Origin of the sequence: Arcobacter sp. CECT 8985, assembly GCF_004116495.1 — a bacterium.
Classification (GTDB): Bacteria; Campylobacterota; Campylobacteria; order Campylobacterales; family Arcobacteraceae; genus Malaciobacter.
The window spans coordinates 24477-38530 of the sequence record NZ_PDKC01000007.1; the positions used below are offsets into that span (position 1 = coordinate 24477).

Consider the following 14054-nt stretch of genomic DNA (forward strand, 5'->3'; position numbering starts at 1 on the left):
AATGAAAAAAACTATTATATTATTATTAGCACCATTTGCACTTTTTGCACAAGTATATATGGCAAAAATACAGCCTTATGATGAATTTACAATATATTCACAAGCTTCAGGGCAGATTGTAAAACTTGATAAAAGTGATGAAACAAAAAGAGTGTCAAAAATTTTAATTAAGCAAGATGATTTATTAGAAAGACAAAAACTTAAATTATATAAATTGCAACTAAAAGAAAATAGAGAAAAATTAAAATTGATGCAAGGAAATTATGCGAAGTTTTTAAAAATTAGAGGGAAAAGTAAAGTTGATAAAGATGAGAAATATTATGAAATTTTAGATTTAAAAATAAAAATCAATTCTTTAGAAATATCTATTAAAGAGTTAGAAGATACTATTAGAAAAAAAACAATAAGAGTTACAAATTTATATATTAAAGAGTTTTTAGTAAATAAAGGTGATTATGTTTCAACAGGAACAAAATTAGCAACTGCATATGATACAACTAAATCAAAACTTATTGTTTATGCAAGTGAAGATGACTATAAAAATATTAAAAATAAAACAGTATTAATAAATGGCAAAAAAGCAATTGCAAGAATTGAGAAGATTGATAAGACTTTGGATGAAGAGTATGTTTCTGCACATAAAATTACACTTGTAATAAATAACCATAATTTTGGAAAAGTACTTAAAGTGGAGTTTGTAAAATGAAAAAACTAATATTATTAGTTTTAGTTTCAACTTTTGTATTTGCACAAGATAAAGATGTTTTATCAAATACAAAAAAGCAGATTATTGATTTAAAAGATAAGCAAATAAAACAAAAAGAGAAGACAAATAAATACAATTGGCTTACTGATATAAATATAAATAGTTCTATTAATGAAGATAATAAAGATATAAAAACAAAAGATTATTCTATTTCTATATCACAAGATTTATTTAGATTTGGAGGAATATCTTCACAAATTCAATATGCTAAAGAGTTGAAAAAACTTGAGTTATTAGATTTAAAAAAGAATACAAAAGAGGACTTAAACTCTTTATATTCTTTGATAATTGATATAAAACTTGATGAAATAAAATTAAAACAAAATGTTTTAAATTTAGAAAATAGCCAAATTGATGTAGAACACAAAAAGTCAGAGTATGATAATGGTGAAGTTGGAATTACTGATTTAAATGATGCAATAATGAAAAGAAATGAATTAAGTGATTCACAAAAACAAATAGAGTTGTCAAAACTTCAAAATATAAGTGAGATAAAAAAGTATAGTGATAATAAATACAGTAAAATTTCAATTCCTAATGTAAAACTTATGAGTAAAAAACTCTTTTTAGAAAATTCAACTTCTGTAAATTATGCAAAAGTAAATACAAATGTAAATAAACAATTGTATAAAATAAAAAAGAGTGATTATTTACCAAAACTAACTGCAAATGCTAAATATGGGTACTCAAAAAGTGATTTAACTGATGGTGATGATTCTTATAATTATGGACTTAGTATCTCTGTTCCTCTTAGTTATACTTCAAATAATGATATAGAACAAAAAAGATTAGATTATTTGATTAGTAAGCAAGATTTAATGGATGAGGTAGTTAATGCAAAAGTTAAGTATGATAAAGCATTATTAAGTATAAAAAATTATAAAAAAAGAATAAATCTTGCAAAACAAGATATAAAATTATATTCTCAACTTCTTGAAGTTAATCAAGATGAATATAATGCTGGTTATAAAACTATTGATGATGTGACAACAATTAAAAACTCAATGAAAATAAGACAGCTTGATATAAAAACGTATAAATTAAATATAAAAAAGCAAATACTTAGTTTATATTTTGCAATAAAATAGATTTAGGTATAATTCGCAACAAATAAGGAGAATTATGGCTGGTTTATTAGGTTATTTATCAATGTTATCTGATGATATAAGTTCACTTGCAACTAAGACTATGGTAAGTGCTTCATCATCACTTGCTACATCATTTGATGATATAGGATTACTTTTTGATGATATTGCAACATATACAAAAATAGCAACTGTAAAATCAACTGGATTGGTTATTGATGATTTAGCAGCAATTGCAAGTTTTACAAATGAAACAACTTCAGATATTTTGAAAAAAGAGTTGAAAAATGCAAAAACGGTAGATGAATTTAAAGAAAATATTAAAAAGTTATCAAAAGATGAACAAGAAAAAATAAAAAAAGATTTAGAAAATATTAGACAAACTGCTATTACTGAAGCTAAAAGAAAAGCAGCAAAAAGAGAACTTCCAATTGTCTATAAAATTGCTTTGGGAAGTTTAAAAAACAAGTTAATAATTATTCCAATTGTTTTACTTTTGAGTTTCTTTCTTCCTTGGTTAATTTCACCAATTTTAATATTAGGTGGATCATATTTAGCTTATGAAGGTGTTGAGTCTATTTTAGAAAAACTTGGGAAAACAACTCATGATATTAAAGATAAAAGTGAAGATAATTTAACTTCAGTGAAATTAGAAGATAAAAAAGTAAAAGGGGCTATAAAAACAGATTTTATTTTATCTTTTGAAATAATTGTTATTACTTTAAGTTTAGTTGAAGATGGTAATTTTATTACAAAACTATCTGTACTTTTAATAATTGGACTTATAGCAACTGTTTTTGTGTATGGTGTTGTAGGAATCATAATAAAGTTAGATGATATTGGATTTTATCTTCAAGAAAAAAGTAGTATTTTATTAAGAAAAATTGGTGATATTTTTGTATCATCTATGCCAAAAGTTATTAAAACTATATCAATTATAGGTACAGTTGCAATGCTTGCAGTTGGTGGAGGAATAATAGCCCATCAATTACATTTATTGAATTTTTTACATGAAATTGAAAAGATTAAATATTTAGGTATTACTGTTATATTTTTAACTGAGATTATTTTAGGTTTAATTGTTGGTTATATTATTATAAAAATTGAACCATTATTTATTAACTTATTTAAAAAAAATAAGTCTTAATCATACTTGCAAATATATATAATACCAAAAGTGTAAATATTATTTTATTATAGTTCATAAAACATATTATACCATTTGAATATTATATTTATTTGTATTATTTTCTAATTCTCTTTCCATATGAACTGTTGGCATTTTATTTTTTTCATCTAAAGTTATTTTAAATCCTTTTTTACTCCAAAAGTTATAACCTCCAGGTAAAAAATAGTGTGTATGTAAATACATTTTTTCATAATTATTTTTTTCTGCAAATGCAATAGCTAAATTTAGAAGTCTTGAACCAACACCACATCTTCTATATTTTTCATCAACATAACATCTTCCAATTTCTGCAATGTCTTTATTCATATATCTATTTTTTAAACTTAAAATTCTATTATCATATTTAGTGATACTTATTGCTCCAATTATCTGTTTTTTTTCATTATATGATACAAAGAAAGCATTTGTATCTTTTTGTTTCATCAAAATAGACATTTTTTTATAAATGACTTCATATTGTGATTTTGATATACGTTGTTCATAGTGCTTCATATACTCTTTTAGAATATAATCTTTTGTTGGTTTTTCTAAGTGTTTGTATACATATGAAAAATTTATACTGTTTATTCTTTTCAACTTTTTTCCTTTAATCTTTTAGTAAAACAATAGAGTTTAATAACTCTTTTGTATATGGATGTTTTATATGTTTTAAATTATTACTTTTTAAAGATTCAACAATTTGTCCTTTATATAAAACTTTGATATTTTCGCATAATGCAGTCGCTACTTCTAAATCATGAGTTATTAAAAAGTATGTTAAGTTCTTTTTATTTTTAAGCTCTTGTAATAGTGAAATAATATTTACTTTTGTTGAGACATCTAAAGCACTTAACGCTTCATCTAATATTAAAAAAGATGGGTTTGATAATAAACTTCTTAATATACAAACTCTTTGAAGTTGACCTCCACTAAGTTCGTGTGGAAACTTTTCTAAAATAGAGTTATCAAGCTCCAATTTTTTTAAATAAATTTCTAATTCACTTTCTAAAATAGTATGAGAAGTTTGCCAAAAAGCTTCATCAATAATTTGTTTAATTGTAAATATAGGATTTACTGAACTTCTATAATCTTGAAATACAACAGATACTTTTTTCTTATTTAAAGTTATCTTTCCTTTTGTTGGTTTTTCTAGTTTTAATATAAGTTTTGCAAGTGTACTTTTACCACTTCCACTTTCTCCTACAATAGCAATGCTTTCATTAGATTTTAAATCAATATTTATATCTTTTAAAATATCAGTTTTATTATATATTTTACATAGATTTTCTATTTTAAGCATTCTAAAAACCTTTTTGATAGCTTTTTTTGTGTTGATTTTAGATATTTTGCATAGTTATCATTCTCTTTTATAATTTCGCCATCTTTAAAGAAAATTGTTCTATTTGAAATATATGAAATAATAGCTAAATCATGTGAAATAAAAATTATTGTTTTATTTTTTAAATTTTTAAAGATTTCAACTATTTGTTTTTGGTTTATAGTATCTAATGCAGATGTGGGTTCATCTGCAATAATTATGTTTGTATCTTGTAATAATGCAATAGCAATCATAACTCTTTGCAGTTGACCACCACTAAGTTCATTTGCATAACTATTTAATATTTTATTTGTATCTTTTAATCCTACTTCTTCTAAAAAAGATTTACATTTTTCATATTTTTGTTTTTTACTTAATCTTTCTTTTATACTTTCAAACATATGCTCTTTTATAGTAAACATAGGATCAAAAGCACTCATAGCTTCTTGAAGAACTACACTAAAATTTTTTCTTATTTGTTTTTCGTTTTTTAAAATCTCTTTGCCATTTAATTTTATACTTCCTTGAAGCTTTAAGTTTGAACTTAAAAGATTTAATATTGCTTTACATGTGAGTGATTTTCCACTTCCACTTTCACCTGCAATTGCTAGAATTTCATTTCTTTTTACATTAAAAGATATATTTTTCAATAATGTTTTTCTAGATGAATTATCTTCAATTTGTAAATTTTTTATTTCTAAATAGTTCATCCTTCATCCTTTATTTTTAGATGATAAGTAGGATCAAGCGCATCTCTTATACTATCTCCCAAAAAATTAAAAGATGCAACTACTATTAATATCATTATTCCAGCAGGTAACATCATATAAGGATTTATACTCATTAATTCTTTTGCTTCATTTAACATAATTCCCCACTCACAAGTTGGAGCTTGAACTCCTAATCCTAAAAAAGATAAAGCAGAAATACTTAATATAATTGTTCCTACATTTAAAGTTGCTAACATTACAATATCACTTAATATTAGAGGAATAAGATGTTTTTTTAAAATAGTTATTTTTGATACATTTGTAACTTTTGAATAGTTAATAAAATTCTTATTCATATGATTTATACAAAATGTATATATCATTCTTGTGTACCAAGCAACTTTTGAAATTATTGCTGCAATAATTATATTTTCTATTCCTGTACCAATTAAACCAACAATTGCCAACATCATTAATTCACTTGGAAAAGATAGTAATACATCGCAAGTTCTTAACATTATATTTTTTATGCTACTAGAAAAAGTTGCAATTAGTGCAAAAATCAATGCCAAAATAACAGTTACAAACATCGCAAAAAGTGAATAGAAAACTGTAGTTCTAATTCCATAAATTAATCTTGACGCAATACATCTTCCTAGATGGTCTGTACCTAAAGGATATTGTAAACTAAATGATAAAAGTTTATTATTAAGATTTACTTCATAAGGGTTATTTGGTGAGACATAAGGTGCAAATATTCCAGATAAAATTATTACAACAATAATTATCATGCTTAAAAGTGCAACTTTATCTTTTACTAGCTTTTTAAAAAAAAGTTTATTCAATTAAACTCCCTTAACCTAGGATCTCTTTTGATTACCCAAATATCAGCAATCAAATTAAAAACTATAAATAGTATTGCCATAAATAAAACATATGATTGAATAATAGGATAATCCCTTACAAATATTGCATGAACACATACTCTACCAAGCCCAGGTAAAGCAAATATATTTTCAATTATTACTGTACCAGCAAGTAGTTTTGGAATAGACATATTTAAAGCAACTATAAAAGGTGTGATTGCATTTCTAACTTGATGTTTTACAAGCATAGATTTTTTTACTCCTCTTGCTTTTGCATAAGTCATAAATAAAGAGTTTTTAGTCTCAATTATAGAGTTTCTTATAATTCTTACAAAAGTAGAAATATATGTAACTGCTAAAGTAACTGAGGGCAAAACTAAACTATCAAATCCTTCAAATCCATTAGATGGAAAAATATTATAATAATATGCAAAAGCATAAATCAAAAGTAAAGCAAGCCAAAAGCTAGGAATAGCAGTTGTTGTAAAAATCGCACCTCTTAATATTCTGTCAAAAAGGCTATTTTCAAATAATGCACATAAAATACCAATTATGAAACCAAAGAAAATAATTAGAAAAAGTGAAAATAAACTTAAATATAAAGTTATTGGAAATGCATGAATTATCTCATCAAATACAGGTTTTTTACTTTCATAACTTATTCCAAAATCACCTTTTATTAAGTTGTTTATCCAAGAAAAATATTGATTTATTAAAGGCTTATCTAATCCTAAATCTTTTCTTGTTTCTTCAATAGCCTCTTTTGTAACAGTAATATTATTAACTCTTAGAGTAACTTCTGCAGGATCACTTTTATTTATATTTATAAGTGTAAAACATATAATTGTTACACCTAAAATTAAAGGAATACTCAGAAGTACTCTTCTTAATATGAAACTACTCATTTGCTCTTTTCAAAATACATTTTTTCAAATGGAATTTCATATTGACTAAGATTAAATCCTACACCTTTTAATATAGGGTTATATACAACTTTTGTTCTTGAGTAACTAAGAGGAATATATACATCTTCTTTGTAAATATAAGAAAAAATTTCTTTATATAATTTTGTTCTTTTTTCTTTATTTGTTTCTATTAAAATATCACTAATTGTTTTATCTAACCACTCTTTTTTATAAAGTCCTAATTGTGCTTGATAATCTCCATGTGAAGGAATTCTCCAAGAAGATATATATGATTGTGGATCATAAGGAATTCCCCAAGAAAGTGAGTATTGTAAATCAAAATTTCCATTTTGTTGTCTATCTAAAAATGATTGTTTCTCTTCACCAATTATTTTTAAATCTATACCAATATCTTTTAAATTACTTTGAATATATTCACTTATTGTTTTTTCTTGAGCATTATTTGCATTATAATATAATTTTAGAATTAGTTGTTTACCATCTTTTTCTCTAATATTTGTATTTTTATTTAAAACCCAACCATCATTTTCTAAAATCTTTTTAGCCAAATTTACATTGTAAGTTTTTATAGGTAAGTCAATATTACAATATGGTGTTGTTTTTGAAAAAAGTGTATTTGCAATTGTTTCTTTATTATTTAAGATACCTTTTATAATAGCTTGTTTATTTATTGCATGTTCTAGTGCTTTTCTAACTTCTAAATCTTTAGTAATTTCTCTTTTAGTATTTATCAAAATTGCTCTTGATGCAATAGGATTACTAAGTTTAGTTTTTATTTTATTGTCTTTTTGAAGCATACTAAAAGCATCTGAATTTATCATATCTCCATCAGCACCAAAGATTAAATCAATTTCACCTTTTTGTAAAGATAATAAAATAGATTGATGATTTGGTATTACTCTCCATTTTACTTTTTTAATTTTTGTTTTATTATTCCAATAATTATCATTTCTTACAAATAATGCATAATCATTTTTCTTATGTTCTTTTAAAATCCAAGGACCAGTTCCAACATAACATTTAACACCATATTTTGTTTGTTTATTTTTGAAACAATTTGTTGAAATAAATCTAAATGGTCTAGTCATTGCTAGTTCTTTTAAAGTAGGATAATAAGCATTTTTTAGGTTCAATTCAAATGTAAATTTATCTATTACTTTTGTACTTTTAATCTCATTTACTAATTCAAGCCAAGCATGTCTTACTCTATTTTTTAATATTGCATCAAAATTACTTTTTACAACATTTGCATCAAATATTAAGCCATCTGAAAATTTTACATCTTCTCTTAGTTTAAAAATATATGTTTTACCGTTGTTTGTTATTTTCCAACTTTTTGCAAGATTTGGTCTTATTCCATCTTTTGTATCAATTACTAATGATTCAAATAGCATATTTTGTGCAGCCATTTCTCCACCATAAAGATGAGGATTTATGTCTCTAATATCTTTTGTACTTGCATAAATAAGTTGATCTTTATTCTTTTTATTTTGGTTGTTACACCCTGAAACTAAAATTACTAATAATATTAGTAACATTGAATTTAAAAAAGTTTTCATCTTTTCTCTTTATTTTTTTTATAGAATTATAATAGATAAAAATAATAAAGATATAATAAAAATGCTCTCTTATGTATTTTACGTACAAATTAATATAAGCACTATTTTAATTAAACAGTGATATATTCTTATTATGCATAATAAAAACAATAGGGAAAAAATATGAATTTAAATAATAAAATAGTTTTACTTACAGGTGCAAATGGTGGAGTTGGTACACAATTATTAAAACAAATAATAAATTTAGATGCAAAAAAAGTTTATTGTGTTGTACGAGATACAAATAATATATGTATTAAAAATGAAAATATCGAATACTTAAAAGCAGATATTTTAAATAAAAAGGAATTAGAAAAAACTTTAGAATCTATTGATAACATAGATTTGCTAATAAATACTGCAGGTGCAAATACAAATGCTAGAATTTTTGAGGATACAAAAAAAGATTTTGAAGTAAATATTTTTGGAACTATGAATGTTTGTAATTGTTTGAAAAATAAACTAAATAAAAATTCTGCAGTTATAAATATTACATCAGTTCTTGCTTTGGTAAATCTTCCTATAATGGGTTTATATTCAGCTTCTAAGGCTGCTTTACACTCTTTAACACAAGCTTTAAGAGCAGAACTAAAAAAAGATGCAATTGAAGTATTTGAAGTTTTACCAGGTCCTATTGATACAAAAATGACAGATGGTATTGAGATGCCAAAAGCTAAACCAGAAGATATTGCAAAAAGTATTTTAGATGGATATTTCTCAAAAACTTATGAAATATTTCCAGATGATTTTTCTAAAGTTATAAATAAAAGATTAAAAGAAGAACCTGAACTTGTAATAGAAGAGTTTTCTTTATCTGTTAGTAACTAAAATGTAACAATAATAATCATAAAAACGTTTTTTACTTAATCTCAACAAAAAATTTATAATTAAAATATAAAAATAATATTTTTTTTGGTAACATTTTTTACAGCATTTGCTGAAGGGAGATCTTAATTGTTTAAAAATCCGCTTTTTGTAAAACTTCTACTTATTTTTACTTTACCAGCTGTAGGGATTTTATATTTTAGTTCTATTTTAGTATATGAAAAAATTGACACTTTAGGTGACGTATCTAAAATTAAAAATAATGTAGATTACATTGTTAGTGTAGAAAAGCTTCTGAGTTCTATAGACAAAGAAAGAACTTACTCTGTACTAAAAAGTCAAGCAATTAATAATAAAAAAAAATTAAAAAAACAAATAAAAATTACCAATATAGAATATAAACATTTTTTAGAAAAAATGAATAAATATGCTGATTTTAATAATTTGATTAGTGCAAATATTCAAAAAGAGTTTCATAAATTATCTTTTATTCGAAAACAAGTAGAAAATAATAAAATTAATAACTTACAAATTATAAATGGTTATTCAAGTTTTAATGTTAAGTTATTAAGAACTTTACAAAGAATGAAACCTATTAAATATGAGACTGCTTTTAATTCAAAATTTCATCATATCTTTGATGTAATAAATGCAAAAGAGTATTCAAACTTAGAAAAACTTTATGTATCATTATTTATACAAACAGGTATAATCAGTGATGCTTTATATAAAAAATTTATCAATTTAAACATAAAGCAGGATATTTATATACAAAGTTACTTAGATAAAATTGATGTGAAAGATTTGGAACTTTATAATGAAAATATAGATTTATCTATTGATAAAAGATTAGATTATATTAAAAATAATATAAAAAGTATTATAAGTTCTAACGATATTACTTTTAAAGATTGGTGGTTTCTTTCTAGTAAAAAGAATGAACAATTAAATGATTTATATAACTCTTTAATAAAAGAATTTATTTTACTTACTAATAAAAAACAAAAAGAAGCTACACGTTCACAAATAGTAAGTTTGAGTTTTTTATTTATTTGTTTCGTTACGTTAATAAGTCTTTTATTTGTATTGAAATATATTGTATTTAATCAACAAAGTAATTTTAATAAGTTAAAAAAACAACAATCTTTATATAAAATAATAAGTAAATTAAATAAAGTTATATTGAAAATTGATAATAAAAAAAGTTTATATAAAAAATTATTAAAAGTCATAACAAAAGATTCTAATTTATCTTTTGGTTTGATTTATACTGTCAAAAAAAATCAAATGAGACTCTCTTTTGTAAATGGCATACTAAAAAGTCAAATTGAAATTGTAGAAGATATGCAAAGAAACTTATTTCTTAAAAAAGCAATAATGGGTAAGAAAAATATCATTAAAAATAGTAATTTACAGACATATTCAAATCTAAAAATTGAAGATATAAAAAAACACAAAATAAAATCAATGGGAATTTTCCCAATTTATAAATTTGATAAAGTTGTATCATTAATTGTTCTTTATTCAAAAAGGGACAATTTCTTTGATAGTGAAATTGTAATTTTATTTAATAAGTTATTTTTAGATATAGAATATGCATTGGAAAAATTAGATTATGAAAGAAATAAAGCAAAACAAGATGAACAACTTAGAATTGCTTCATATGCTTTTGAATCAAATGAACCAATGATTATTACAAATAGCCAAGCAAAAATTATAAATGCAAATCAAGCATTTTGTAATATTATGGGATATAAAAGAGAGGAAATCTTAGGTAAAAATCCAAATATCTTTAAATCTGATGAACATTCACAAGGTTTTTATTTTTCAATGTGGGACTCAATAATCAAAAAAGGAAATTGGTCTGGAGAAATTTACAATAGGAAAAAAGACTCAACTGTTATCCCTTTAAAAGCTACAATAACAGCAATAAAAGATAAAAATTCACAAATAAAACATTATTTATCACAATACAATGATATAAGTGAACAGAAGTTAAAACAACAATACTTAGAGTATCAAGCTACTCATGATAATTTGACAACATTACCTAATAGACTTCTTTTAATAGATAGAATGGAACATACTTTAAGTAAAGTTTCACGGTATAAAACTTATGCAGGAGTTATATTTATTGACCTTGATAATTTCAAAACAGTAAATGATACAATGGGACATGAAACTGGAGATGTTTTACTTAGAATGGTGTCTAAAAAATTGCAAGAAACAGTTCGAGATGAAGATACTATTGCAAGAATTGGTGGAGATGAATTTATTGTTTTAGCAGATTCTTTAGGTTTAGATAAAGCAAGTGCAAGAAATAGTGCACAAATTTTAGCATCTAAAATTAAAGGTGCATTAAATGATATTAAAACAATAAATGGTTTTGATAATATCTCAACCCCAAGTATAGGAATTACACTATTTAACGATGATACTTTTAGCGTAAAAGAGTTAATTAAACAATCAGATGCTGCTATGTATATGGCAAAACGTTCTGGCAAAAATGCAATTTGCTTCTTTGAATAAAAAATAAAATAGTTCAACTGTAAAAACACTAATTTATAATAAGCATAAATTAAAAAAGTCACTTTTATATCCTTTTAGATAGTTAAAATATAAAAAATAATTATTTAGCATAAGCTAAAAAAAGGGAAAGAGATGAAAGTAACTGGTATAAAGGCAAAATTACTTGTTCTTATATTTATTAGTGTTGGAATATCTTTTGGAATCTTAGGATATAAAAATGCTACTAATTCATATAATTCCAAGTTTACATTAGTAAAAAATAAAGAGTACAATAGTGCAAAAAATATCTCTGAATATTTAGATATATATTTTAAATCAAAAATAGTTATTGTAAATGCAATAGCAGATGATTTAGCAAAAGAACAGATGAATATTCATAATAAAAAGATATTTAATTTGTTAGAACTAGGTAATAGAGCGGGACAATTTGGACTTTTCTTTTTAGGGTTTGCTAATAATGGTCATGAAGTGGAATCTGGTGGAAAAACACTAACAATGGAAAAAGATAACTTTGATGCAAGAAAAAGACCTTGGTTTAAACAAGCAATGAAAAAAAGAAAATTGGGAGTTACAAAACCATATTGGGGAAAAACTTTAAATACTTATGTTATTACACTTTTTAAACCAATAATTAAAGATGGGAAGATTATTGCTGTGTTAGGAGCAGATATTCCTTTGGATTTATTAATTAAAAAAGTATCTAATGCTGATGTTATAGAAGGTGGTTATGCATATGTTGTTAATCATGACGGTGAGATATTAATTCATCAAAATAAAAAATTGATAGGTAAAGTATCTAAATTTAAAAGTAGTATAGAAAAAAGAAATAGTGGGTATCTTGTAAAAGAAGAAGATGGAATAAATCAACATATTTTCTTTAGTAAAATTAAAACATTAAATTGGGATATTATTATAAAAATTGATGAACATAGTATTTTTGATGAGTTAGATAAAGAGTTAATAAATACAATAATCTTATTTGTTGTTTTACTTGCAATTATTTTAACTGTTTTATTTATATTCTTAAATAGAGCACTAGCACCTTTACAAATATTTCAAAATGGATTAGAATCATTTTTTATGTATTTAAAAGGTGAAAAAGACAGTATAAAACCAATTGAAATTAAATCAAATGATGAATTTGGAAAAATGGCAAGTGTTGTAAATGGACAAATGCATGTTATAAAAGAATCACTTGATGAAGAACGAGCTTTAATTGAAAATGTAAAAAGTGTTGTTCATTATATAAAAGAGGGTGATTTATCAAAAGATGTTACTAATAATTGTTCAAATAAAGCATTGAATGAATTAAAAAATATATTAAATGATATGATTGAAGCAATAAGAGAAAATGTAAATTCTGATTTAGTAAAAATTAGAGTTGTTTTAGAAGATTATTCAAAATTTGACTTTAGAAATGAAATAGATAATCCTTCAGGAATTATTGCTAAAAAAATAAATCAATTATGTGGAATTATTACTTTGATGCTTCAAACAAACAAAAAAAATGGTGAAATGTTAAATGATAATTCAAATATCTTATTGGAAAATGTAAAAAAATTGAATAGAGCAGCAAATGATACAGCAGTATCTTTAGAAGAGAGTGCTTCTGCATTAGAAGAAGTAACAAATACAGTCATAGCAAATACACAAGATATACAAAAAATGGCTAATTACTCACATGAATTGGGAACTGCAATTACTCAAGGTGAGCAATTAGCTAGCAAAACTGTTACAGCAATGGATGAAATAAATGAAGAAACTAAACTTATAGAAGAAGCAATTACTGTAATTGATCAAATTGCATTCCAAACAAATATTTTATCATTAAATGCAGCAGTAGAAGCAGCAACAGCAGGTGAATCAGGAAAAGGATTTGCAGTTGTAGCGCAAGAGGTTAGAAACTTAGCTTCAAGAAGTGCTCAAGCAGCAAAAGAGATAAAAGAACTTGTAGAAAAAGCAGCATTAAAAACAGAAAATGGAAAAGTAATAGCTGATGATATGATAGTTGGATATAAAAAATTAAGTGAAAATGTTGAACAAACAACAACTTTAATATCAAGCATTTCAAATGCATCAAAAGAACAAAAAATCAGTATAGAACAAGTAAATGAGATGATTACAAAAATAGATCATCAAACACAACAAAATGCATCTATAGCAACTGATACTCAAAATGTAGCAATAGGAACATCAGATATTGCGCAAGAGATTTTAAAAAGTGCAAGTGATAAAAAGTTTAAAGAAGAAGAGTAAAGGTTTA

General features: G+C 24.0%; 12 protein-coding genes. 6 read left to right on the forward strand and 6 right to left on the reverse strand.

Annotated features, from left to right (window positions below):
* Window position 1 precedes the first annotated feature (1 nt).
* From CRU93_RS04790 to CRU93_RS04800, 3 genes are read left to right on the forward strand one after another with little or no spacing between them, the layout of a single operon-like run.
* Window positions 2–706 carry an HlyD family efflux transporter periplasmic adaptor subunit gene (locus CRU93_RS04790; protein WP_129103051.1) on the forward strand — a complete coding sequence of 235 codons (705 nt, stop codon included), beginning with the start codon at window positions 2–4 and terminating at the stop codon, window positions 704–706.
* Window positions 703–1854: a TolC family protein gene (locus CRU93_RS04795; protein ID WP_129103052.1), complete on the forward strand. Its 1152-nt coding sequence runs from the start codon at window positions 703–705 to the stop codon at window positions 1852–1854. The genes CRU93_RS04790 and CRU93_RS04795 overlap by 4 nt, the downstream gene beginning before the upstream one ends.
* Window positions 1855–1888: 34 nt before the next feature.
* Window positions 1889–2998: a DUF808 family protein gene (locus tag CRU93_RS04800; protein WP_129103053.1), complete on the forward strand. Its 1110-nt coding sequence runs from the start codon at window positions 1889–1891 to the stop codon at window positions 2996–2998.
* Between the two features lie 66 nt (window positions 2999–3064).
* Here CRU93_RS04800 and CRU93_RS04805 read toward each other — a convergent pair whose 3' ends face one another.
* The 6 genes from CRU93_RS04805 to nikA are packed head-to-tail and all read right to left on the reverse strand — an operon-like array spanning window position 3065 to window position 8398.
* Window positions 3065–3616: a GNAT family N-acetyltransferase gene (locus CRU93_RS04805; RefSeq protein WP_129103054.1), complete on the reverse strand. Its 552-nt coding sequence runs from the start codon at window positions 3614–3616 to the stop codon at window positions 3065–3067.
* Between the two features lie 10 nt (window positions 3617–3626).
* Complete coding sequence (locus tag CRU93_RS04810) at window positions 3627–4319, reverse strand: ABC transporter ATP-binding protein (protein WP_129103055.1); 693 nt, start codon at window positions 4317–4319, stop codon at window positions 3627–3629.
* A complete protein-coding gene (locus tag CRU93_RS04815) occupies window positions 4307–5047 on the reverse strand; it encodes an ABC transporter ATP-binding protein (protein WP_129103056.1) in 741 nt (246 codons plus the stop codon). The genes CRU93_RS04810 and CRU93_RS04815 overlap by 13 nt, the downstream gene beginning before the upstream one ends.
* Complete coding sequence (opp1C, locus tag CRU93_RS04820) at window positions 5044–5892, reverse strand: nickel/cobalt ABC transporter permease (protein WP_129103057.1); 849 nt, start codon at window positions 5890–5892, stop codon at window positions 5044–5046. Before opp1C ends, CRU93_RS04815 begins: the two co-directional genes overlap by 4 nt.
* Window positions 5889–6818: a nickel/cobalt ABC transporter permease gene (opp1B, locus tag CRU93_RS04825; protein WP_129103058.1), complete on the reverse strand. Its 930-nt coding sequence runs from the start codon at window positions 6816–6818 to the stop codon at window positions 5889–5891. The genes opp1C and opp1B overlap by 4 nt, the downstream gene beginning before the upstream one ends.
* Window positions 6815–8398, reverse strand: a complete 1584-nt coding sequence (gene nikA, locus CRU93_RS04830; protein ID WP_129103059.1) for a nickel ABC transporter substrate-binding protein — start codon at window positions 8396–8398, stop codon at window positions 6815–6817. Before nikA ends, opp1B begins: the two co-directional genes overlap by 4 nt.
* Before the next feature lie 162 nt (window positions 8399–8560).
* Here nikA and CRU93_RS04835 point away from each other — a divergent pair, with 162 nt between their 5' ends.
* The 3 genes from CRU93_RS04835 (at window position 8561) to CRU93_RS04845 (ending at window position 14047) form a co-directional block, all read left to right on the forward strand.
* Window positions 8561–9265, forward strand: a complete 705-nt coding sequence (locus CRU93_RS04835; protein WP_129103060.1) for an SDR family NAD(P)-dependent oxidoreductase — start codon at window positions 8561–8563, stop codon at window positions 9263–9265.
* A 126-nt stretch (window positions 9266–9391) separates the two neighbouring features.
* On the forward strand, window positions 9392–11791 hold the full coding sequence (locus CRU93_RS04840; protein ID WP_129103061.1) for a diguanylate cyclase domain-containing protein: 2400 nt from the start codon (window positions 9392–9394) through the stop codon (window positions 11789–11791).
* 132 nt (window positions 11792–11923) lie between these two features.
* Window positions 11924–14047 (forward strand): methyl-accepting chemotaxis protein, encoded by a 2124-nt coding sequence (locus CRU93_RS04845; protein ID WP_129103062.1) that lies wholly within the window; start codon window positions 11924–11926, stop codon window positions 14045–14047.
* The last annotated feature ends 7 nt before the right edge of the window (window positions 14048–14054 follow it).